Annotated in this window: 22 protein-coding genes, 1 tRNA gene and 1 riboswitch; of the genes, 15 read left to right on the forward strand and 8 right to left on the reverse strand. The window is 49.4% G+C overall.

Features of this window, described 5'->3' with window-relative positions; translation table 11 throughout:
• Nucleotides 1-208: 208 nt before the first annotated feature.
• Nucleotides 209-309: riboswitch (TPP riboswitch) on the forward strand.
• Nucleotides 310-373: 64 nt separating this feature from the next.
• The 3 genes from VZT47_RS05445 to VZT47_RS05455 are packed head-to-tail and all read left to right on the forward strand — an operon-like array spanning nt 374 to nt 2,210.
• Nucleotides 374-1,207: a hydroxyethylthiazole kinase gene (locus tag VZT47_RS05445; RefSeq protein WP_330223963.1), complete on the forward strand. Its 834-nt coding sequence runs from the start codon at nt 374-376 to the stop codon at nt 1,205-1,207.
• Nucleotides 1,208-1,209: 2 nt separating this feature from the next.
• Nucleotides 1,210-1,521 carry an MTH1187 family thiamine-binding protein gene (locus tag VZT47_RS05450; RefSeq protein WP_330223964.1) on the forward strand — a complete coding sequence of 104 codons (312 nt, stop codon included), beginning with the start codon at nt 1,210-1,212 and terminating at the stop codon, nt 1,519-1,521.
• A complete protein-coding gene (locus VZT47_RS05455; RefSeq protein WP_330223965.1) occupies nt 1,518-2,210 on the forward strand; it encodes a thiamine phosphate synthase in 693 nt (230 codons plus the stop codon). Before VZT47_RS05450 ends, VZT47_RS05455 begins: the two co-directional genes overlap by 4 nt.
• A gap of 221 nt (nt 2,211-2,431) precedes the next feature.
• Here the strand turns inward: VZT47_RS05455 and VZT47_RS05460 are convergent, their stop codons facing one another.
• From VZT47_RS05460 to VZT47_RS05475, 4 genes are all read right to left on the reverse strand, one after another.
• A complete protein-coding gene (locus VZT47_RS05460) occupies nt 2,432-2,815 on the reverse strand; it encodes a rhodanese-like domain-containing protein (RefSeq protein WP_296956812.1) in 384 nt (127 codons plus the stop codon).
• A gap of 13 nt (nt 2,816-2,828) precedes the next feature.
• Nucleotides 2,829-3,536, reverse strand: coding sequence for a hypothetical protein (locus VZT47_RS05465; RefSeq protein ID WP_330223966.1), 708 nt, complete (start codon nt 3,534-3,536; stop codon nt 2,829-2,831).
• 357 nt (nt 3,537-3,893) lie between these two features.
• The gene (locus VZT47_RS05470) at nt 3,894-5,168 is read right to left on the reverse strand and encodes an L-cysteine desulfidase family protein (protein ID WP_330223967.1); all 1,275 of its coding nucleotides are present in this window, start codon (nt 5,166-5,168) and stop codon (nt 3,894-3,896) included.
• A 49-nt stretch (nt 5,169-5,217) separates the two neighbouring features.
• Nucleotides 5,218-5,293, reverse strand: a tRNA-Ala gene (locus tag VZT47_RS05475).
• Between the two features lie 185 nt (nt 5,294-5,478).
• On the opposite strand from VZT47_RS05475, the gene VZT47_RS05480 reads away from it, so the two are divergent.
• Nucleotides 5,479-5,967: a prolyl-tRNA synthetase associated domain-containing protein gene (locus VZT47_RS05480; RefSeq protein ID WP_330223968.1), complete on the forward strand. Its 489-nt coding sequence runs from the start codon at nt 5,479-5,481 to the stop codon at nt 5,965-5,967.
• Nucleotides 5,968-6,006: 39 nt separating this feature from the next.
• Here the strand turns inward: VZT47_RS05480 and VZT47_RS05485 are convergent, their stop codons facing one another.
• Together VZT47_RS05485 and VZT47_RS05490 are read right to left on the reverse strand one after the other, a co-directional pair.
• Nucleotides 6,007-6,318 carry a helix-turn-helix domain-containing protein gene (locus VZT47_RS05485; RefSeq protein WP_330223969.1) on the reverse strand — a complete coding sequence of 104 codons (312 nt, stop codon included), beginning with the start codon at nt 6,316-6,318 and terminating at the stop codon, nt 6,007-6,009.
• Nucleotides 6,308-6,457 carry a type II toxin-antitoxin system RelE/ParE family toxin gene (locus VZT47_RS05490; protein WP_330223983.1) on the reverse strand — a complete coding sequence of 50 codons (150 nt, stop codon included), beginning with the start codon at nt 6,455-6,457 and terminating at the stop codon, nt 6,308-6,310. Before VZT47_RS05490 ends, VZT47_RS05485 begins: the two co-directional genes overlap by 11 nt.
• A 489-nt stretch (nt 6,458-6,946) precedes the next feature.
• Between VZT47_RS05490 and VZT47_RS05495 the strand changes: the two genes are divergently transcribed.
• The 10 genes from VZT47_RS05495 to VZT47_RS05540 all read left to right on the forward strand — a co-directional run bounded on the left by VZT47_RS05495 (nt 6,947) and on the right by VZT47_RS05540 (nt 18,379).
• Entirely contained in the window at nt 6,947-8,143 is a 1,197-nt protein-coding gene (locus tag VZT47_RS05495) for a multidrug effflux MFS transporter (RefSeq protein WP_330223970.1), read from the forward strand.
• 305 nt (nt 8,144-8,448) lie between these two features.
• Nucleotides 8,449-9,054 (forward strand): MotA/TolQ/ExbB proton channel family protein, encoded by a 606-nt coding sequence (locus VZT47_RS05500; RefSeq protein ID WP_330223971.1) that lies wholly within the window; start codon nt 8,449-8,451, stop codon nt 9,052-9,054.
• Entirely contained in the window at nt 9,054-9,470 is a 417-nt protein-coding gene (locus VZT47_RS05505) for an ExbD/TolR family protein (protein WP_330223972.1), read from the forward strand. The genes VZT47_RS05500 and VZT47_RS05505 overlap by 1 nt, the downstream gene beginning before the upstream one ends.
• An 11-nt stretch (nt 9,471-9,481) precedes the next feature.
• Nucleotides 9,482-10,330 carry an energy transducer TonB gene (locus VZT47_RS05510; protein WP_330223973.1) on the forward strand — a complete coding sequence of 283 codons (849 nt, stop codon included), beginning with the start codon at nt 9,482-9,484 and terminating at the stop codon, nt 10,328-10,330.
• Between the two features lie 195 nt (nt 10,331-10,525).
• On the forward strand, nt 10,526-12,130 hold the full coding sequence (locus tag VZT47_RS05515; protein ID WP_330223974.1) for a hypothetical protein: 1,605 nt from the start codon (nt 10,526-10,528) through the stop codon (nt 12,128-12,130).
• A 161-nt stretch (nt 12,131-12,291) separates the two neighbouring features.
• Nucleotides 12,292-12,528, forward strand: a complete 237-nt coding sequence (locus VZT47_RS05520; protein ID WP_330223975.1) for a hypothetical protein — start codon at nt 12,292-12,294, stop codon at nt 12,526-12,528.
• Between the two features lie 119 nt (nt 12,529-12,647).
• A complete protein-coding gene (locus tag VZT47_RS05525; protein WP_330223976.1) occupies nt 12,648-13,838 on the forward strand; it encodes a pyridoxal phosphate-dependent aminotransferase in 1,191 nt (396 codons plus the stop codon).
• Between the two features lie 1,403 nt (nt 13,839-15,241).
• Nucleotides 15,242-16,273: a threonine aldolase family protein gene (locus VZT47_RS05530; RefSeq protein WP_330223977.1), complete on the forward strand. Its 1,032-nt coding sequence runs from the start codon at nt 15,242-15,244 to the stop codon at nt 16,271-16,273.
• A 178-nt stretch (nt 16,274-16,451) separates the two neighbouring features.
• Nucleotides 16,452-17,318 carry an aldo/keto reductase gene (locus VZT47_RS05535; protein WP_330223978.1) on the forward strand — a complete coding sequence of 289 codons (867 nt, stop codon included), beginning with the start codon at nt 16,452-16,454 and terminating at the stop codon, nt 17,316-17,318.
• Between the two features lie 380 nt (nt 17,319-17,698).
• On the forward strand, nt 17,699-18,379 hold the full coding sequence (locus VZT47_RS05540) for an MBL fold metallo-hydrolase (RefSeq protein ID WP_330223979.1): 681 nt from the start codon (nt 17,699-17,701) through the stop codon (nt 18,377-18,379).
• A gap of 48 nt (nt 18,380-18,427) precedes the next feature.
• Here VZT47_RS05540 and VZT47_RS05545 read toward each other — a convergent pair whose 3' ends face one another.
• Complete coding sequence (locus VZT47_RS05545) at nt 18,428-19,828, reverse strand: ATP-binding protein (RefSeq protein WP_330223980.1); 1,401 nt, start codon at nt 19,826-19,828, stop codon at nt 18,428-18,430.
• Nucleotides 19,812-20,141: a hypothetical protein gene (locus VZT47_RS05550; protein WP_330223981.1), complete on the reverse strand. Its 330-nt coding sequence runs from the start codon at nt 20,139-20,141 to the stop codon at nt 19,812-19,814. Before VZT47_RS05550 ends, VZT47_RS05545 begins: the two co-directional genes overlap by 17 nt.
• 156 nt (nt 20,142-20,297) lie before the next feature.
• Between VZT47_RS05550 and VZT47_RS05555 the strand changes: the two genes are divergently transcribed.
• A partial coding sequence (locus tag VZT47_RS05555) for an ATP-binding protein (protein ID WP_330223982.1) occupies nt 20,298-20,724 on the forward strand: 427 nt, incomplete at its 3' end.

The raw sequence follows: 20,724 nt of genomic DNA on the forward strand, positions 1-20,724 counted from the left end.
AGAAAACCTTTTACATGTAAGCATCCCCGCTTTTCCATCATCCCGGGTATTGATGGACTTGGGCGGTTCTGCTTTGGCCTTTTCGGTTTTCCACAGGTATAGTAGCAAAAAACGCGATTTGTATCATTAGAATTTTATTAAACTTTTTATTTTATTTTTTTCCCTGTAATTTCCTTGCAACTCAATCTTTATCCTGCTATCCTATAGATAGAATTTGCAGGGGAACTTTTACAGTTGAGAATGACCTGGTCTAAACCCTTTGAACCTGATGGAGCCAAGACTCTCGTAGGGAGCAAAAATGTCCGCAAAAGGATGAAAGGACCGAGTACCGCTGCATGCAGCGGTTTTTTATTTCCTGCAAGGAAAGGATACTATGGATTTAAAGGAAATACGGAGTGAAGTGAAGGAGGCCGTGGAAAAGGCAAGGAAAACCTGTCCTCTGGTGCCTTCTATTACGAATACGGTAACCATCAATCTGGTAGCCAATGCCCAGCTGGCTTCAGGCGGTTCGGCAGCCATGATCTACCTTCCCGATGAAGGAGAGGGAATCGGGGCCATCTGCCAGGCTTTTTATATCAATATGGGGACTCTTCTTCCCATTTATGCGGAAACGCTCCCCCGCACGGCAAGGGCCCTGCAGGCTCATCATAAACCCTGGGTGCTGGATCCCGTGGGAATCGGCCTTGGCGGTCTTCGGACTGTCCTTCTGAAAGAATTCCGGGAAACGCCGCCCACCATTGTCCGCGGGAATGCGTCTGAAATCATAGGCCTTGCGAACCTCTGGGGCCTCGATGCGGGCATAAAGAAAGAAGGAGGCCGGGGCGTGGATTCCGTGGATACCGTGGATTCAGCCATTCCGGCAGCCAAATCCCTGGCATCCTTCATTCATGGGGCCGTGGCAGTTTCGGGAGAAAAAGATATCGTCACTGATGGAAATCGGGTCATTCGTTCTTTCGGGGGAAGTGTCCTTTTCACGAAAGTCACCGGTTCCGGGTGTTCTCTTGGTGGAGTCACAGCCGTTTATGCAGCGGTTTCGAAGCCTTTGATCGGCGCTTTGACTGCAGTCAATATGTACAATGCTGCAGGAAAGCGGGCGGCAGAAAAAGCAAAAGGGCCCGGTACCTTTGAGAAATATTTCCTTGATGAAATGTATACGATTTCTGCAGAGGACGTGGCAGGAAATCCGATGGAAATGGTGGAGGAGTGAAAATGAATACATTAATTGCGGTGGCTATTGCTCCCTGCGGAACGGGAGAAGAACTTTCCCCCTATGTGGCAGAAGTGGTCAAAGTTATCCGGGAATCGGGACTTTCCTCCCGTACGAATTCCATGTTCACCGAAATCGAAGGGGACTGGGATGAAGTGATGGGAGTTGTCAAAAAAGCGACCATGGTCCTGGCAGAACGGGGAATCCGGACCGAAGTGGTATTGAAAGCGGACATTCGTCCCGGATTTACGGACATGATGGACGGCAAACTGGACAGGCTGAATGAACAGCTGGAAAAAGGTGGCAAATCATGAATATGAGAAAAGCGCTCGATATTTCCTGCTACCTTGTGGTGGGACCCGAAAATACCCTGGGCCGCCCGGTGAAGGATATCGTCAGAGAGGCAGTCCGGGCCGGTTTTACCTGCGTTCAGATCCGCTCCAAAGTGGCTTCGGCCAGAGAACTCATTGAAGAATGCCGGAAGGCCGCCGAAGTCATTAAAGAAATGGGGAAATCCGATTCCATTGTCCTTTTGGTCGATGACCGTCTGGATGTGGCTTTGGCCTGCCGGGATATGGGAATCAAAGTGGACGGCGTCCATGTGGGTCAGAGTGATATTCCTCCTGAAATCTGCCGGAAACTTCTGGGGCCCGATGCCATCGTGGGCCTTTCCGCACCCACTTCAGAGCTCATTGAGTATGCCGCTCACTATGATACAAAGTATATCGACTACTTTGGCGCCGGTCCCCTTCATGAAACGGCATCGAAACCGGAAAGCGGACTTCTCGCTGACGGCACACGGATTACCAGGACTTTTGATGAACTCTCTGAGCTCCACAGAGTAAGCCCGGTCCCCATCGTTGTAGGGGGAGGAGTCAAATCAAAAGACCTGCCGGACCTTAAAAAGACAGGGGTGGAAGGCTTCTTCTGCATCAGTGCCGTAGCCGGGGCAGAAAATCCCTATGAAGCGGCAATGGAAATGGTTTCTCTATGGAAAAACTGAATGATGGGAAAACTTGAATCCATGATTTCCGGAAGACTGTAAGTAAAAAGTTATCAGTGTTGGTGGCGCCCTTGAAATAAATAGGGCGCCTCTTTTTTTACTCTGAATATAAAAAAGGGCACCTCTATGATTTCAAGGTGCCCACATTCACTAAGAACTGCGAACTGATAACTGATAACTTCAAAAGACAGTCAGTCGAATGATAGGGTCATACAGTTTATTTACTTTTCGATTTCATAGGGCCAGTCCAGAATCCCTCCCATATCCCTGACGTCTTCATAACCTTTGTCAGTCAGCTTGAATGCTGCGGTTTTGCTTCTGGCTCCGGAACGGCAGTAAACGATGAGGGGTGCTTTTTTGTCGGGATAGGCCTTGGAGACTCCTTCCACCACATTGCCCAGGGGAATATTTTTAGCTCCGGGGATGTGGCCTTTTTTGTATTCGGAAGGTTCCCGCACGTCAATTAAGGGAACCCCTTTGGCAATCATTTCTTTTCCAGCTTCGGGGGTGATTTTATGATAAGCATCGGAAGCTTTCGATCCGCAGCCTCCAAGGAACAGGACGGGAATCAGTATGGCAAGAATGAGCGGTGCGAAATGATGCATGGGAATCCTCCTCTCAGGAATGTTTTATAAACGTGAAGAATGATTTGATGCGCTGCCAGAGAGATTTCGGCTTTGAAATCTGGACAGGCGCCTTTGGCCTGGCAGCGATTTGTGCCTGGCGGACGAGCTGCATATTTCTATGGGCCGAGCGGGTGACGATTCTTGGCGGCGGAGTAAAGGTCTTTCCTTCTGCCTTTGGCACTTCCTTTTTCATACTCGGAAGGGCATTTCCCGTGGCATGGATGGTCCTCTTCTGATGGCTCCGGTCCACGGTTTTGAAAGTGATTTCACCCTTTTGCGCCTGACGGACTTTCGGCGGTTCGGGCCCTTTGACAGTGGGGGTATCAGAAATAATCTGTCCCGTTTTCAGGTCAAATTTCGCAAAGCCCGCCTTGGCGCTGAAAGGATTGTTATCGAAATCGTGGGCGAGAGACGCATTCGTTTCCATCTGCAGCACGGGAGGCTGTTCCTTGCCCTCCATGAGGGCCTTCCGCTTTTCCTCCCGCTGAATCTGCTGCATCATGCGATTCTTCGCCCGGGTATCAAAGACCGGTTCCTCCGTGGCCCAGAAGCCGGACTGCTGGATATTTCTCTTGTCCAGATCATAAGAAATATGGGCCCCGCAATGATTGCAGCGGATGGTGCCTTTCCTCTTTTTTACGTCGATATCAAATAAAGTCAGCTTCTGCCCGCAGGCATGGCAGACGAGTGTAAATGCCATTCTAAGGCCTCCTTTTGGTATAAGTATAATTTAGAAATACTGATTGGTAAAGGGGGCACAGCAGTTAGCAGATAGCCGTTGGCAGTTAGTGGAATCTGTTCACATAAAAAGCCGCGCTTTCATAAGACGCGGCAGGGAATTGATCATGGGTAATAGGAAAAGTAATAGCTAATGGCTAACTGCTAACGGCTAACAACAAATCACTTTTTCCGGCTTTATTTCCCCATCAAAGAGTCCCTCCAGGATTTCCGGATGGTGAATGGCATTGATAGCGGTTCTTTTACTTTATGATGCTGAATCTATCCTGAGTAGAAATATATTCCGCTGCTCAGGACAGATGGTACACATGAAATCCTGTCATTCCAGCTTTTTATTCAGCATGATATCGAGTATTTCCTTATCTGCGTCTTTCATGCCTTTATTGGCAAGGGATGCCAGGTGGGCTATGCAGGCTTCCGGGGTCTGATCGCAGATGCCGTCGGTGGGCCGCAGGGTATGACCGGATACGGCCATGCGGGCAGAAAGATAGGCGGATGAGGTGGCCTGGGTGAGTTTAAGTCCGCAGCCCGTCTTTCCTCCATCACAGATCATGCCGGCTACGGCTCCTGTCATATTGTTGATGGCATAGCCTATTTCTTTTGCGCTTCCTCCCCAGAGATAGGTGAGTCCGCAGGAAGCTCCCACAGATGCCCCCGCCGCACAGGTGCAGAAAGCGGAGAGTTTGCCGATGATCAGATTGATATAACTGTTGACCAGATGGCCCAGGGCCAGGGCTCTGGCCAGTTTTTCATCCGATGCATGCATATCCCCGGCTGCTTCGGAAATGGGAAGAATGACGGCCAGCCCCTTACTTCCCGAGCCTGCACTGGACATGACGGTGCAGAGAGCCCCGCCCAGACGGGCTTCGATGGAAGTGCCCACTTTTTTCATCATCCGCTCCATCAGCGAATTTCCAAGGCTGTCATAGAGGGTGGACGCAATACCGACGGGTCCGGGATGATCTTTCCCATAAGCCGCCGTGGCCTCATTAGGGGGAATGCCCTCCAGCAGGAAGGAAATATCGGAGAATTTCATATCTTCTACTGCAGATACTATATCTTCAATAGTAGATTTCTTCAATTCTTCCTCAAAAGGATCGCCTTTGGCGGCAGCAATTATCCCTTTTTCAAAAATAATCTGGCCATCTTTGATGATTCTGACGATATTCGTGTGGGAGCCTCGTATTTCTGCGGCTGCCCTGCCCGAAGAACCTTCTATTTCACAACGGGCATAGAGACCTTTTTGATCATAGTCCACGGTTACCGTAATTTTTTTATCAGCCACCAGCTTCTTCGCAGCCTTTGCTATTTCCGGAGTCAGATCCTCAAAAATCTGAAGCTCCTTATCTGTCCGTTTCAAAAGAGCGCCCAGAGCAGCGGCATAGGCCATACCTACCTCATCGAATCCCGGAATGGCCACGGACATGGCATTTTTATAGAGCCCCGGGTTGACCACCAGTTTCAGGGATTTGATTTCGCCAATCCCTGTTTCCGAGGTAGCCCCGCAGCAGAGAGCCGCACAGGCCGGCTCCGTACAGCCCAGAGAAGGCTGCACCGTATGACGAAGGTAAGAAATGGCATCTTTCGCGTTCATGGCTGCTCCTTTCAAATCGTGAAAAAGCGGACATTAAAATGCCCGCTCATGGTGGAGACGAAGGGATTCGAACCCTCGACCTTCTGCATGCGAGGCAGACACTCTCCCAGCTGAGCTACGCCCCCATGAATATGTTATTTCCGAATATATTATAACACTTTCCTTTGGATATTGATTGGGAAAGAGTGACATGTGGTAAGTGGAAAGTGCCGGTGGGGCGCGTCAGCAGAAGGCGGCCGGATGATATAAATGGTCTCACATATCTCCGGAATACATGATATGATAGGGGAAAACGGAAAGGGATGATACCATGAATAAGGCAGACATCTATAAATTTCTCGATGACCATCAGATCTGGCATGTAGTTACGGAGCACGGACCTGTTTTCACCATGGAGGAGCTCACCCATGTGGGACTGGCTTACCCCGAGGCGGAGGGAAAGAATCTTTTCCTTCGGGACAGCGGGAAGAAACAGTATTTCCTCCTGACTGTGAAAGGGGATGTGCCGGTGGACCTGAAGAAATTCAGGGCAAAAGAGGGGACCCGCCGCCTTTCCTTTGCCACGCAGGAGGAAATGGACCATATGCTGGGCCTCATCCCGGGAGCCGTGACGCCCCTGGGACTTCTGAATGACGAAGAAAGAAAAATCATTTTCTATCTGGACAGGAAATACCTGGAACCGCCCGCCATCATAGGCATTCATCCCAATGACAACAGTGCCACGGTGGCCATGAAAGTGGAAGATCTCATTCAGATTCTCAAAGACCATGGCACGGAAGTAAGATTTTTTGACGTTTAAAAATAAAAAACGGAAATGATGAATTATCATTTCCGTTTTTTATTCATTGGCGGTCTTTTTATCGATTATCCCGATGGGCTGAAATTCAATATGCAGTGTCATACCCATTCCGGCAGCCAGACGCTGCAGTGTTTTTATAGAGGGATTTGCATTTCCCTTTTCCAGTTTGCTGATATCCCCCTGGGTAATTCCGGTCTTTTCGGACAATTCTTTCTGCGTCAGGCCGGATTGATGCCTGGCGTCAATAATGGCCTGAATGATGGCCCGCTTAGGCTGTACAGCCTCATATTCTTTCCTGAATTCAGAATCTTTCAGCTGATCCTGCAGGAAATCATCAAATTCACTGTTCATCTTTATGCTCCTTCCTCCGAAGATAGTCGGCTCTGCAGCGTTTGGCTCTTTCAATTTCTTCCGGCGGTGTCTTTTGTGTCTTTTTGACAAAGCCATTTGTCAGTACAATCCGTCTTCCAATGAAAAAGAAATATAGCACTCTGGTAATATTTGAACTCTGTTTTGCCCGCAATCAAAAATTCCTTCGGACAGGTATTTGAAATAGGGTTCTCGAAGTTCATATCCATTATCTTCGAGCAGCCCGATGATGGTGACCAGTTTGGCGCGCATTTTCACGTCAAGAGATAGAAGGAAATCTTTCACCGGCTTTTTCCCTGATTCATCCGGATAGAACTCAACTTGAAACTTATTTCTTATTTCCTCCTTTTGCTCATAATTACAATATAGGATAAATCATATATTTTCAAGTCCTATATTCGTTTGACAGGTATAAAATCAAGGGAATTGACTCCAGCCCAATTTTTATTTGACAAATGATCAAAAATCGTTTAACATAAATCAGTGCATCAAATATTACCAAGGGTAAATAAATTCACAGAGGGGCCGGGATTCTATCCATGAGCCGGGACTTTGTAAATAATTATTGAAATCGTCCGCAGAAGCCGGGCGATTTTTTCAGGAGGAATGAATGAGCAGGAAAGTGTATGTATTTCTGATTGTTTTTCTGGGCATCATGACGGCTATGGCGCCGCTTTCGACGGATATGTATCTTCCGTCGCTGCCGGAGCTGGCGAAGGATTTCGGTATTTCCACTTCCATGACCCAGATGACTTTGACCATGACCATGATCGGTATGGCCCTGGGACAGGTCATGGGGGGACCGGTGAGTGACCGGTACGGCAGAAAGCTCCCCCTTCTGGCGGGTATGGTTTTCTTTGCCCTTTCTGCTTTTGCCTGCTCCGTGGTAGGAGATATTTATATTTTCCTGGGATTCCGTTTCCTCATGGGATTCTCCGGTGCTTTCGGTATCGTCATTGCCAGGGCCATTGCCAGGGACGTCTGCGCGGGACCGGCACTCATGCAATTTTTGGCTATTCTCATGCTGGTGAATGGTCTGGCCCCCATTTTGGCTCCTGTGGCAGGAGCCCAGATTCTCCGCTTCTTCTCCTGGCATACCGTTTTCGATGTGCTCACGGTGATCGGTATTTTCCAGTTCATGGCTACCCTTGTTTTCAAAGAAACCCTTCCGAAGGAAAAGCGGGTAGGGTCCCTTTCTGAGGGATTCAAAGCCTTCGGCACTCTTCTTGGAAATAAATATTTCGATGGTCACTGCCTGCTTCAGTGCTTTACCTTCGGTGCCTTTTTCTCCTATATCGCCGGATCCGCCTTCCTTTTCCAGAATATTTACCATCTCTCCGCCCAGACTTACAGTTTCATCTTCGGCGGAATCGGTATCGGTATCGCCATTATGGGTTCCATTCCCGCCAAACTGGCCAATGTGGTCCGGGAAGTGGTGATGCTGAAATATTCCCTCATGGTTCCTGTATTGGGAGCCGTCCTTCTCCTGACCGGCATTATTTTATCCCTTCCGGCCTGGTACCTGATTGCGGCGATTTTTGTCACTGTCACACCTCTATCCGTCATGGGCGCTGCCTCCATGTCCCTGGCCTTGTCGAAATGCGGTCAGAATGCCGGAGGCGGATCGGCCCTTCTCGGATTCTGCAATATGTTCCTCGGCGGTATCCTCATGCCGGTCGTGGGAATTGCAGGAGATACCACGGCCCTCCCCATGGGCATCATCATTCTTGTCTGCGAACTCCTTTCCCTCATTTCCTTCTATTTCTTCATCGCTCCCTATCATAAGAAAGAAATGGAAGAGGAGTAGGTTAGCCGTTAGCCGTTAGCCGTAAGCCGTTAGCCGTTAGCCATTAGCCATTAGCCATTAGCCATTAGCAGGCAGCGGGCATATGGGAATAAGAAAGTCCCGGCAGTGCTATCTGCCGGGTTTTATATTGGATAAAAATGAGAAAATGACCATGATATGACGATTTGAGTCGGCTAAAATTAAGAAAGGATTATGAAACTCCATGTTTTTATTTGACTACCTGTCCTAAAAATGCTACTCTTGAACAGAGTGACAAGTATAGGATTTGTTGAACATTTTTCATGATTTATCTTTTAGGAGGCAATATGAATTTCCTGCATTTATTCCGTGCCGGCGGGTTTATGATGTACCCGCTCGTTCTGGCATCAATTATTGTAGTCGCTGTTTTCATCGAAAGATTCCGTTACTATCACGCTTCGAAATCGAACGTGGACAAGCTGGCTGCTGAAATTCCTGACTATCTGGCAAACAATGACATCGAAGGATTGAAAGAAGCCCTGAAGAAAGACGGGGGCCTTCCTGCGTCAGTCATTCTGGCAGGAGCGGAACATCTGGATATGAAAGTCAGCCAGACCACCCTCATCGAAGGCGCCGCAGCCCGGGCAGCAGGACTTCTGAAAAACTATCTGAACTATCTCGACGTCATTGTCACCCTTTCCCCGCTCATGGGCCTTCTGGGTACTGTCATCGGTATGATCGGTTCTTTCAACGTCCTTTCTGTTTCTGAAGGCCAGCCCTTTGCCGTCACCGGCGGTGTGGCAGAAGCCTTAGTCTGCACGGCTACCGGACTTTTCGTAGCAATCATCGCATTAATCGCTTACACCTACCTCTCCCAGCAGGTAAGTAACTTCGTTTCCCAGATGGAAAAACTGGGTTCCGTCTATTTGGCGATTGTTGAGGCGAGAGACTGATGAAACTATCTTCTATGAACGTGGAGAAGAAACCGAAAATCATGATCATCCCCATGATCGATATCATTTTCTTCCTCCTCGTATTCTTCATGATGAGCATGCTCACCATGGTCACCCAGAAAACGGTGAACCTGAACCTGCCCCAGACCGCCTCGGCCAAGCTGAACGTGGAAAAAACACTTCCCATCAGCGTCACCTCTGACGGCACCATTTACGTGGAGCAGGAAAAAATTTCCAAAGATGACTTCCATCGCCGTATGGAAATAGAAAAGAACAGGAACCCGGATCTGGCCATCGTCCTTCGGGCCGACAGCAAATCCGAGCATGGAGACTTTGTCTTCGTCCTTGACCAGCTGAAATCCGTAGGCATCAGCAAGATTGGTATCGCCACGGAATCCAAATCCGGTCAGAAATAAGAGGAGGCTCCATGGATAAATTTAGAAATCACTGGCCCAGCGCCTTTGGATTATCTGTCATATGCCATGGCCTGGTCCTCGGAGCCATCACAGGCTTCTTCATCCTCTTTCCACCCCAGGTGCCCAATAAGAATATTATTGAAGTAGACCTGGTCACCGACATAGGAGGGGGAGGAGGAGGCGGTGGAGGAAGTGAAGAAGAAATGCAGGCTTCCAAACTTCCCGAAATCCACACAGCCCAGGCCACTCCCACGGCTCCCCCTCCCACAGTTCCCGTAGAATCGGACTCCGAAGCGGAAAATGACCTCCATCAGATGGCTCCCCCGCCGAATGCAGAATCCTCAGAGACACCAATCCCCGAAGCATCGACTCCCGACTCTTCCTCAGAAGGAAATTCGGACAGTGAAGGAGGAAGAGGCATAGGAAGCGGCACGGGGTCCGGAGGAGGACACGGAAGCGGAATCGGAACAGGGACCGGAAGCGGCTATGGGCCGGGCACAGGCTCAGGGTCCGGAGGAGGAAATGGAAGCGGACATGGCACAGGAAATGGAGATGGGGAAGGCCCCGGAGACGGATCCGGGGGAGGAGAAACCATGGGACCCCAGCTTCTCTCTGCCCCTGAACCCTCCTACCCGGAATCGGCTCGAAGAGCCGGAGTTACCGGTACTACGGTAGTAGGCATGACTATAAGTACAGATGGATCCGTATCTTCAGCCTGGGTAGAAGGCTCCTCAGGAAACTCCGCCCTCGACAGTGCGGCAGTCAATGCCGTCTACAGCTGGCGTTTCGTCCCGGCCAAACAGAATGGGACCGCCATCACAGTGAACTCCAGAGTTCCAGTCACATTTAATCTGAACTAACTGAATCTATCCCTCAAAGTGTGGTAACTTTGAGGGATTTTTTTGTATGGAAATCTTAATGAGTTTTCCATAAGACATACGGGCTGCACTTGATCATTAAGAACTTTTTCTATAACCGTGTATCTGAAATTTCTGGAGCGCTGCGGGATGGCTGATATATAATATAAGAAATATGTTTAAATAAAGGGGCTTATTATGGGAGATTACACGATCAAGCACACGGAGTATCCTGCTCCGGTGACGGAGGCAGAGCTTTTGGCCATGCGGCAGGAGAAGGAAATTTCGGAGGAGAAGTATGATTTCATCCGCCGGTTCCTGACGGTTTGCGCTAATCTGTACGGCGCTATGGAGATGAGGGAATGCTGGGCTGTTTATCAGAAGGCGGCCAAGCTTTGGGATATGCCAATGAAGGTCATACGGGCTGATTTCAGGGATACTTTTGAAATCCTCCGGCGGGATGATTCTCTCCGGTTTCGGATTTATACCCGGAATGAACTGGATGATTTCCATATCGTCCAGGGAGGCTGGATGGTTGCGGTATTGATTCATGAAGACATTATGTGGCAGGAGGGATATCTGGAACGGCTGGCCCTGCCTTTCATGCATCATGGCTATTTCGATGATCCTCCTCATATTTCAGATCGTTTCATGTCATTCCTGGATCATCCGCAGACAAAGGAGGAGGAGGCTCTTCTTGCGTTTGTGAACGGACTTAAGGTGGATGAAAAGTTTTCGAAACCAGGGGTTGGCATGTTCACCGAAACTCATGCCGGGGAGAGGCTGGACAGTTTTTCCTGGATCAGTGATGCGGAAAATAAAAAGCTCCGGGGCTTGTGGCTTGGTCTCGATGGCGTGAAAAGAGACGCGAATCAGGCGAAGGGTCTGGAGAAGAAGCTGGCCCGGGAAAGTGCGGCGGAAAGGGCCCTGCAGTCTTTCCGGTATGGCCTCCAGGCGGCTGTGGGGAAAAATGTGAAGTCGCCTCTCCGGGATTTTATTTCCTTCCTGAAAAAGGAGCTCCATGTGTCCCTTACCCAAAAGCAGGAAACCGATCTGGCAGAGCTCTCCGTGGCTTTCAGCAATGTCCTTCCCCGGTGGGCCGAAAAAGGTCTGTCCCCTCTGGAAAGTTATGAAGACGTCCTGAAGCTGACGAGGAAAGGGGATACCTACCGCCTGACGGTCCTGGACCCTGATGAGCTGGAGGAGGAAAAGGAAAGGCGGAAGGAAATAGAAGATCGTGCCCTCCAGGAGGAAATGCTGAAGCAGTGGAAGGGGCAGAATGATTTCACTTATCCCGAGCCGCTGACGGATAAGGCACTCCGTTCTCTGGCCAGGAAAAACAAGGTCACCCTGAAGGCCCTGCGGTTTCTGGATACCTATTTTGAAGCCTGTGCCTATGTGAACGGGGCAGTCACCATCAGGGACTGCTGGGAAATGTACAAATATGCCCTGGAGGATGACGGGGAAGATGAAATCCCGGAGATTCATATGACCGATTTCAAAGGCAGCCTGGAAATCCTTCGGCAAAAGGGACATACCAGCTATCGGATCCTGACCCAGAAAGAACTGACCGGGAGGAAAGGCAAGCATGACAGCTGGATGAAAGAAGTGGTCATCGGGAAAAATATCATGAACGACACTATGGAATGGCGGGCGGCAGTCATGTACCTCCTGGCCCAAATGGATGCTTCTGATTCCTACAATATGCCTGACGGCTTTCCCGGAGAACTCCTCTATCATTTATACGAACCGGACTTTGACGAGGAATTGAAAATCTTTAAGAAATCAGTCAGCAAATCCTGAACGAGATATCGGCTGGAAATCTGTCTGATGACAATAAAAAAGCAGCCGGCTTTGAACCCTGGCTGCTTCTGGGGAATCGGGGGCGCGATATCGGCCCTGTACTGGGAAATATCGTTTTTCTTGAACTGCTCCGCCGGGGATGCCGGGTTTATGTGGGACGAATGAAGGATATGGAAATAGATTTCATCGCAGAAAAAAACGGAGACCGGGCCTACTATCAGGTGGCGGCGAGCATCATGGATCCCGCATCCTGCGAAAGGGAAATGAAACCGCTGAAAGAAGTGAATGACAATTATCCTGAATATGTGCTCACCATGGATACCCTTTCCATGGACGAGGATGGTATCCGACAGAAGAATATCCTGGATTTCCTGCAGGAAGAAAAATATTTCCAATAAATCATCAGGTACAGACAGGTCATATTTCTTAAATTTTTATAGTGCAGACCCTTTGAAATCGGTATATAATGAAATTGTCCTATGACGTTATTTCTTATTCATTGACAGGAGAGAGAAATATGAAAATTTCACAGCGCGCTTTAAGCCTCACCACTTCCCCGATTCGCAAGCTGGGACCCTATGCCCAGGATGCTGTCAAAGCAGGGAAGAAGGTTTATCATCTGAATATCGGCCAGCCGGATATCGAGACTCCGCCACAGTTCATGGAAGCCATCCGCGGCTATGACAAGAAAGTCATCGCTTACGGTCCTTCCCAGGGCGATCCGAAGCTGATTGCCCAGATTCAGAAATACTACAAAGAATGGGATATGGATTACAGTGACAAAGAAATTTATATCACCGATGGCGGCAGCGAAGCCCTGCAGATTGCCATCCTTTCCCTCTGCGATCCGGACGATGAAATCCTGGTATTCGAACCCTTCTATGCCAACTACAATTCCTTCGCCAAGATTGCCGGCGCCAAAGCAAAAGGCATCCCGACCTCCGCAGAAAACGGCTATCGCCTGCCGGATCTCGCCACCATCGAATCCTATGTCACCAATAAGACCCGTGCCATCATCCTCACCAACCCGGGCAACCCCACCGGCGTAGTGTATACAAAAGAAGAAATGGACAGAATCGCCCAGGTCGTGAAGAAACATGGCCTTGCCCTCATTTCCGATGAAGTGTACCGCGAATTCGTCTATGACGGGAAATATGTATCCTTCGGCACCTATAAGGATCTGGAAGAAAACCTTATCCTCATCGATTCCGTATCCAAACGGTACAGCGCCTGCGGTGCCCGTATCGGCTGCCTGATTACGAAAAATAAAGACCTCCTGGCCCAGTTCAATAAATTCTGTCAGGCCCGTCTCTGTGTAGCCGACGTCGTCCAGGCTGCAGCTGCTGCCCTCTATGACACTCCATCCTCCTACCTCAAGGAAGTCAATGAAGAATACAGACATCGCCGCGATACCATCGCTTCCGAACTGGCAAAACTCCCCGGCGTCATTTCCTCTGACCCGAAAGGCGCCTTCTACGTCATGGTCAAACTGCCGGTAGATGATGCAGAAAAATTTGCCATCTGGATGCTGAAAGACTTCGACGTAAACGGAGAAACCGTCATGATCGCTCCGGGCAACGGATTCTACTCCACCCCGGGCAAAGGAATCGATGAAGCCCGCCTGGCTTACGTCCTTAACTGCGGAGATATCGAAAAAGCCATCCGCATCCTTGGCGAAGGCCTGAAACAGTATCCGGGAAGAAAATAAGCTTCCTCACTTGTCACGGGAATGGGTTGAGCCATTTGTGCGGAATCGTGGAGCGTGATCCGTGGTCCGTGATCCGTGAAGGTGCGCGCTTGAAATTGTATAGCGCGCAGAGTATATATTGGAAATAGAAATCCCTCGGTCGGTTTGGCTGGGGGATTTTTGTGTGGGAATAACTGCCAAAATATACTTGGGATAAATGGGGAAAACGGAAAGCAAGAGCTCCCCGAAGTGCGGGGAGGGGATGTCAAGCAGGTACTTATAGAAAATGACTAAAAAGGTACATGCGTAGGGTTCGGCACAAGGCACATATGAGGCTGACTGCCAAAAGTTTCCCCGGGCAGATGACGCTATCGGTAAGCAAGAAAAAGGCGGCGAAGCCGGAAAGGGAAAGCCACCCTTGAAAGGGGGGCTCCGCGCAGCGGTGGGGGGAAGATTGATGCTTAATTGCCGATCAAGATAGAGTCATATGAGCAAACAAGCATGAGTCATCCCATCCGTCAGCTTCGCTGACACCTTCCCTATCCAGGGAAGGCTGACCATCAGGCGGCCTCCGGCCGCCGGTCCCATTCCTTCGCCCCCTCAGGCCCTTCGGACCAGTTCACCAATCGTGGGGAGCTTTCCTGTTTTCCGATCGAGTCTTTTGTCTCGTGACTGGTTCATCATTTAGCCTCGTAAGTGTCTTGTCCCGGCTGTAGAAGAATATATAAAAGGCGCAGCTATATGAATTGCGCTGCGCCACCGCCCCGGACTCCTTATTCCGGTTTCCGGTATATCGTAATGGTCCGCGGATTATTGCCTCTCTCATCCAAGTCGAAATCAAAGGCCCTGATGAGATACTGGCAACCGGGAACTTATATGCATGTAAACCAAAAGCCGCCCACATACAAGTGGACGGCTTTTGGACAGCAAAATACTCCCGGAGCGAGGAATTGTTCGTTTTCCAGAGTTTCGGTCTTACCTGTCAATACGGCAGCAGCAATTCCCGCATTGGGATATGCTTCCCGTGACCGGGTACGGAGCGAGGTTGCCGTTACTGAATCATTTCGGAGGGGAGAATTTGCTTTTTTATAACAACTTGGGGGATTCGGAAGTCCTCGAGGATGGAAGGCAATCGGAACACGTGGGTCTTGCTCCGGGTCCGCTTTAAATTTTTGGGCGCCTGGCGGATCGGATGGAGCTCGTCCCGAGGCCTCGTTCGTTTTCCTTCTATACATATAGTAGAAAAAATTCCATTTTGTCTCATTAGAATTTCGTTAAACTTGGGGGCCAGGCGATTTCCATTGATTTCCGCTTTTCAGCATCCCGTAGTGAAGCCGGGATCTGTTTCTCCCATTTGCGGTCTGTCAGGCGAGGCGGTATGATAGGACCATAGGAAATTCCATTCCATACAAAGGAGAAATCAAATGAGAAGTTTGAACTTTACTTCCGATTATACCGTGACCTGTACCCCGGAAATCCTGAAAGACCTGGCAGCCCTCGGTCATGAATCTTTTACAGGTTATGGTTTCGATCGTATTTCCGAAGCAGCCGGAAATAAAATCCGTGAGCTCTGCGATGCTCCGGAGGCGGAGGTCTATTTCCTCTCGGGAGGCACCCAGGCCAATGAAGTGGTCATCAATACATGGCTCCGTCCCTACCAGGGAGTCATTGCCGCAGAGACCGGCCATGTGGCTTTACATGAAGCGGGAGCCATCGAACATGGGGGACATAAGGTCCTTACCATTCCGGGGGTCAACGCAAAGGTTTCTGCCGAAGGGGTCCGCCGCTTTGTGGAAAATTACTATAATGATGAAAACCATGAACACATGGTGATGCCGGGACTCGTCTATATTTCCAATCCTTCCGAATACGGCACGGTGTATTCCCTGAAGGAGTTGGAAGAGCTTTCCGCTGTCTGCCATACATATCATCTGCCCCTTTACATGGACGGTGCCCGCCTGGCCTATGCCCTGGCTTCCGACGGCTATGACGTGACTCTGAAAGATATCGCCAGACTCTGCGATGCTTTCTACATCGGAGGGACCAAGTGCGGTGCTCTTTACGGGGAAGCGGTGGTATTTCCAAAGAAAAATACGATTCCCCATTTCTTCACCATGGTGAAGCAGAATGGTGCCCTTTTTGCCAAAGGCTGGGGCGCGGGGAGCCAGTTCCTGACCCTCATGTCTGACGGCCTTTATGAAAAGCTGGGCCGGAATGCCATCGAAAAGGCCAATGAAATCAGGAAAGCCCTGGACGAAAAAGGTTATACCCAGTACATCCGGAATACGACGAACCAGATCTTCATCGTCCTCACAAAGGAAAAGAATGAAGAACTGGCCAAATCCGTGGAGCTGGGCTTCTGGGAAAATCTCAAGGGCGGCCATGTGGTCATGAGAATCGCTACTTCCTGGGCGACGAGGGAAGAGGACGTAAAAAAATTAATTGAACTGCTTTGAGAGGAAAACTAAGTTTGAAAGTAAACGGCTAGCCGTTAGCAATAAAAAGGGTGCCGAATTCGTGAGGCGCCCTTTTCGTATGCCTTGCAGGCATACTGACCTGATGGAAATCAGGTATTCGACAGGCTATATATATTTACATATAATATAGAAAAGGATTTCAGAAAGGAGAAATACCATGATTTTAGACGAGAATTATACCCTATCCAACGGGGTAAAGATTCCAAAGCTGGGCCTGGGGACCTGGTTTATCCGGAATGAAAAGGTGAGTGACGCGGTCCGTTCGGCTGTGGCTATGGGCTATCGTCATATTGATACGGCAGAGGCCTATGGCAATGAAGAAGGAGTGGGGGAAGGTGTCCGCACCTGCGGTGTACCGAGAGAAAAACTCTTCGTCACCACGAAACTGGCGGCCGAAGCGAAATCCTATGAAAAAGCAATGGAAGCCATCGACGGATCCCTGAAAACCCTGGGCCTGGACTATATCGATCTGATGATCATCCACAGTCCCCAGCCCTGGGCCATGGTAAACAAATCTGATGACCGCTGCATCGAAGGAAACAGGGAGGCCTGGCGGGCACTGGAAGAGGCTTACAAAGCCGGCAAAATCCGGGCCATCGGTATTTCCAATTTCCTTGAAAGCGATATCGATTCCCTCTTGGAAACGGCAGAAATCAAACCCATGGTAAACCAGCTCCTCATTCATGTGACCAATACGCCTTTTGACCTCATCCGCCATTCCGAGGAAAAAGGAATGCTCGTGGAAGCCTACTCTCCCATGGGACATGGTGTCATGATGAATCATCCGAAACTTCTGGAAATGGCTGCGCGCTACGGAGTCAATGCGGCCCAGCTCTGCATCCGTTACACCCTCCAGCTGGGGACGCTTCCCCTTCCGAAAACGGCCAATCCGGACCATATGAAGTCCAATGCCGCCGTAGACTATGAAATTTCCGAAGAAGACATGAAGACTCTGAAGGAAATGGAGAAAATTAAGGATTATGGGAAATATGCGAAATATCCGGTGTATGGGAAGGTGAGGTAATCTTTTCTTTATTGGACTGTCTTTGTAAGGATAGCTGTAAGATTAAAAACTTTTGAATCGGGGATCTCGGGAGTCTCGGGGGTATCGGGGTTGTCGGGAAGGTGGCGGCGCGGCAGAAATGGGAAGCGCCGCCATTTTTATATTTATATGTAAGGAATCCGGTTTACGGCAAAGTGAGATAATCTCTTCTTGACAGGCCTGGTTCTGTAAAGGATAACTATAGGTCCGATAACTTTTGAATCGGGGTTATCGGGGGTCTCGGGGGTATCGGGTCTGTCGGGAAGGTGGCGGCGCAGCAGAAATGGGAAGCACCGCCATTTTTGTATTCCTTTTGCGTCATTTCGGGGATTTCTGTACAATAAAGAAAAGGGGTGATATGGATGAGACTGGAACAGATTTCTGAACATACCTGGTATCTGCCTCCGGATGATCAGAAGGACCGGCCCATGCTGGGCTATGTGGCGGGGGAGAATTTTTCCCTTGCCATCGACGGCGGATTTTCACCGGAGCAGGTGGAGGGCTTTTATAAAGAACTGAAAGCGGGCAATCTTCCGGGGCCGGACTTCACCGCCCTGACTCACTGGCACTGGGACCATACCCTGGGCCTTCCGGCTGTTTCCGGTCTGGTCATCGCGGAAGAAAGGACGAATGACCTGCTGCGGGAAGAACGGAAGAGGCTGGAGAGTCCGGCTTATGAAAAGAGGCTGCGGAAGAGCTATATTTTTGTGGATGAAGAATTTCCTCACGTACCCATTCCCACCATCCGGACAGGAGAGATCGAATTTCATGACCGGCTTACATTGGACCTGGGAGGCGTGAGGGTAGAGCTTTTCCACACGGAAGCGCCCCATACGCCGGACTCCATCCTCATTTATGTCCCGGAGGACAAGGTTTTATTTTTGGGCGATGCCTCTCTTTCCTCCTTCGAAACGGGCCGCATGGACAGGGAGAAAATGAATGCTCTTCTGGAGAAAGTCCGCGAACTCGACTGCAGGGCAGTCCTTCTGGGCCATGAAGGGCTCCTGAGCAAAGAGGATTTCCTGTACTACAATGGATTCTGAAATAAAAGTCAGTCTCCTGATTGGAGACTGACTTTTCAGCTGCCTTTTTTATTGAATAGAAAGAAGTTTTTCCGTATCCACGAGGAGGATATTTCCTGATGCTCCTTCCTTTTGGAGGGATTCCGTAAAACCGCCCCGGGAAAAGAGGGCATAGTGAATCCTGCGGCCTTTGGAGATGAGGAGGCTTCTCTCTTTTAACGTCTCCAGTATGTCCATACCCACCGGTTCATGACGCCATTTGCATTCGCCACAGAGGATGTCGGTCTCATTGGTGCAGACGAGATCGATTTCCTCTTCTCTTTTTCTGGCAGGATTCGTGCCCCACCAGTGACCGTAAGCAGTATAGAGTTCATCCATATTTCCTGTCATGATGAGACGGCGGATGTACTGCAGGCATATTTCTTCAAATACAGGATCGAAATATTCCGAAAGGTAGGGAAGGATGCGTTTTTTCCAGGCTGCCCGGCCCATGCCCATGGCAATGAGGGCAGAAGAATCGGGGATGAAACGATACCAGAAAAGGTAGAGCGGATCCCGTATGCGGTAAATGGTCCGGCGGGTGCCCTTCGTCTCGACAGGCTGGACTCTTTCGATGAGTTCCAGATCGATGAGGTTATTCAGATAAAAAGTGATTTTTCCTGATTCCCGGCCCACGGCCATGGCGATGTCATTCTGACGGCTGGCACCATGGGCAATTGCGGAAAGAATGGAATTGTATAGAGCCGGTTCCCGAAGCTCCTGGAGCATCAGGTTTTCCGGTTCTTCCTGCAGATGCCCGCTGGGATCAAGAAATTCTTCCGTCACCGCTGCTTCAAGAGAAGGATAGCGGGACAAATAGGTGAGATATTGCGGAATGCCTCCGCCGATGCCATAAGCCAGGAGTTTTTCCTCATCCTGCCATTCCGGGAAGAAACGGATGCTTTCATAGAAGGGCAGGGGATGGAGCTTCAGCTGGGCCGTACGGCGTCCATAGAGTGGACTTTCATATTGGAGGACCTGCCGTTCCATGAAACTCATGGAAGAGCCGCAGAGGATGAGGTAGAGCTTCGTGTGAGACCATTCCTGGTCGATGAATTTCTGAAGGATTGAGGAAATAGAAGGAACTGCCTTTGCCAGATAGGGGTATTCATCGATGGCGAGGACGATTCGCTGATCCTTTGCAATCTTTGTGATGTAGGAGAAGAGACTGTCAAAACCGGAGAAAGAGTCAAGCATCTCTGTCTGCGCATCAGGATACTGTTCCCGAATGGCAGATGAGAAACTTTTCAGCTGTTCCTTTTCACTCTGCTCGGTGGCCATGAAATAAATGGCTTTTTTTTCGCGGATAAATTCCTGAATGAGCTGGGTTTTTCCGATTCGACGGCGCCCATAGATGACAGGGAATTCAAACCGGTCCGATTGATACCGCTTCTCCAGGGCAGACAGCTCTTTTTCACGTCCGATAAACATGGGTGACTCCTTTCCATTTATCTAAGTTGTGATTATCATAGTCGTGACTTGGATAAATTCTTTTCTTAATTATATAAAAAATCAGGAGCTCATGCAATGAATATAAAAGTGCATTATCGATTTTATGATAAAAGATACTTTCCGGATCCTCATTCAGCTTCAGCATATAATCAAGCGTGGCCGCAGAAGAAGCGCCGGTGCGGGAATTATCATCCTCATTGCCCACGGAAATGAAACCCCAGGTGGCCAGATGATTGAATACTTCCCCGTAAGCGGAAGCCTTCGTGCCGGTCCCATTGGCCATGATGACCATGGGCCAGGTTTTATTTCCTTATTTCAGACTACAATTATTATAAATCGTGGTGGAGAAAATAGGAAATGTGGAAAAATGTGTAAATTAACTGCGAAATTATATGGAATTTTGTGATAAAATACATATAAAAGTGCTGGAAAAATGTGGGAGGGCATTATGGAACGACTGAAACGAAAAATGGATGAAGAACTGATCCGCTGGAAAGAGGATCCGTACCACCTGCCCCTCATCGTAAAAGGGGCTCGGCAGATCGGGAAGACCGATGCCATCCGTCATTTCGGAGAGACTCAGTATGAATCCTATATAGAAATCAATTTCATCCTGCAGAAAGAATACAGGACTATTTTTGATGATGGCTATGAAGTGGAACGCATTCTGAAAAATATGACCTTCATCCATCCGGAAATCCGTCTCATTCCCCATAAGACCCTCATTTTCTTTGATGAAATCCAGGCATGCATCAAAGGGGCCACCAGCCTGAAAGCCTTCAAAATGGATGGGCGCTATGATGTCATCTGCTCCGGTTCCCTCATGGGCATCAATTATGGGGAAATCGAATCAAACAGTGTGGGTTACAAGCAGG

Origin of the sequence: Dialister sp. (genome assembly GCF_036343215.1) — a bacterium.
Lineage (GTDB): Bacteria > Bacillota > Negativicutes > Veillonellales > Dialisteraceae > Dialister.

Excerpts from the sequence above, each read along its gene's own strand:
- VZT47_RS05445 (WP_330223963.1), top strand. The coding sequence starts at position 374 with ATGGATTTAAAGGAAATACGGAGTGAAGTGAAGGAGGCCGTGGAAAAG.
- VZT47_RS05450 (WP_330223964.1), top strand. The coding sequence starts at position 1,210 with ATGAATACATTAATTGCGGTGGCTATTGCTCCCTGCGGAACGGGAGAA.
- VZT47_RS05455 (WP_330223965.1), top strand. The coding sequence starts at position 1,518 with ATGAATATGAGAAAAGCGCTCGATATTTCCTGCTACCTTGTGGTGGGA.
- VZT47_RS05460 (WP_296956812.1), bottom strand. The coding sequence starts at position 2,815 with ATGCATCATTTCGCACCGCTCATTCTTGCCATACTGATTCCCGTCCTG.
- VZT47_RS05465 (WP_330223966.1), bottom strand. The coding sequence starts at position 3,536 with ATGGCATTTACACTCGTCTGCCATGCCTGCGGGCAGAAGCTGACTTTA.
- VZT47_RS05470 (WP_330223967.1), bottom strand. The coding sequence starts at position 5,168 with ATGAACGCGAAAGATGCCATTTCTTACCTTCGTCATACGGTGCAGCCT.
- VZT47_RS05480 (WP_330223968.1), top strand. The coding sequence starts at position 5,479 with ATGAATAAGGCAGACATCTATAAATTTCTCGATGACCATCAGATCTGG.
- VZT47_RS05485 (WP_330223969.1), bottom strand. The coding sequence starts at position 6,318 with ATGAACAGTGAATTTGATGATTTCCTGCAGGATCAGCTGAAAGATTCT.
- VZT47_RS05495 (WP_330223970.1), top strand. The coding sequence starts at position 6,947 with ATGAGCAGGAAAGTGTATGTATTTCTGATTGTTTTTCTGGGCATCATG.
- VZT47_RS05500 (WP_330223971.1), top strand. The coding sequence starts at position 8,449 with ATGAATTTCCTGCATTTATTCCGTGCCGGCGGGTTTATGATGTACCCG.
- VZT47_RS05505 (WP_330223972.1), top strand. The coding sequence starts at position 9,054 with ATGAAACTATCTTCTATGAACGTGGAGAAGAAACCGAAAATCATGATC.
- VZT47_RS05510 (WP_330223973.1), top strand. The coding sequence starts at position 9,482 with ATGGATAAATTTAGAAATCACTGGCCCAGCGCCTTTGGATTATCTGTC.
- VZT47_RS05515 (WP_330223974.1), top strand. The coding sequence starts at position 10,526 with ATGGGAGATTACACGATCAAGCACACGGAGTATCCTGCTCCGGTGACG.
- VZT47_RS05520 (WP_330223975.1), top strand. The coding sequence starts at position 12,292 with ATGAAGGATATGGAAATAGATTTCATCGCAGAAAAAAACGGAGACCGG.
- VZT47_RS05525 (WP_330223976.1), top strand. The coding sequence starts at position 12,648 with ATGAAAATTTCACAGCGCGCTTTAAGCCTCACCACTTCCCCGATTCGC.
- VZT47_RS05530 (WP_330223977.1), top strand. The coding sequence starts at position 15,242 with ATGAGAAGTTTGAACTTTACTTCCGATTATACCGTGACCTGTACCCCG.
- VZT47_RS05535 (WP_330223978.1), top strand. The coding sequence starts at position 16,452 with ATGATTTTAGACGAGAATTATACCCTATCCAACGGGGTAAAGATTCCA.
- VZT47_RS05540 (WP_330223979.1), top strand. The coding sequence starts at position 17,699 with ATGAGACTGGAACAGATTTCTGAACATACCTGGTATCTGCCTCCGGAT.
- VZT47_RS05545 (WP_330223980.1), bottom strand. The coding sequence starts at position 19,828 with ATGTTTATCGGACGTGAAAAAGAGCTGTCTGCCCTGGAGAAGCGGTAT.
- VZT47_RS05550 (WP_330223981.1), bottom strand. The coding sequence starts at position 20,141 with ATGGTCATCATGGCCAATGGGACCGGCACGAAGGCTTCCGCTTACGGG.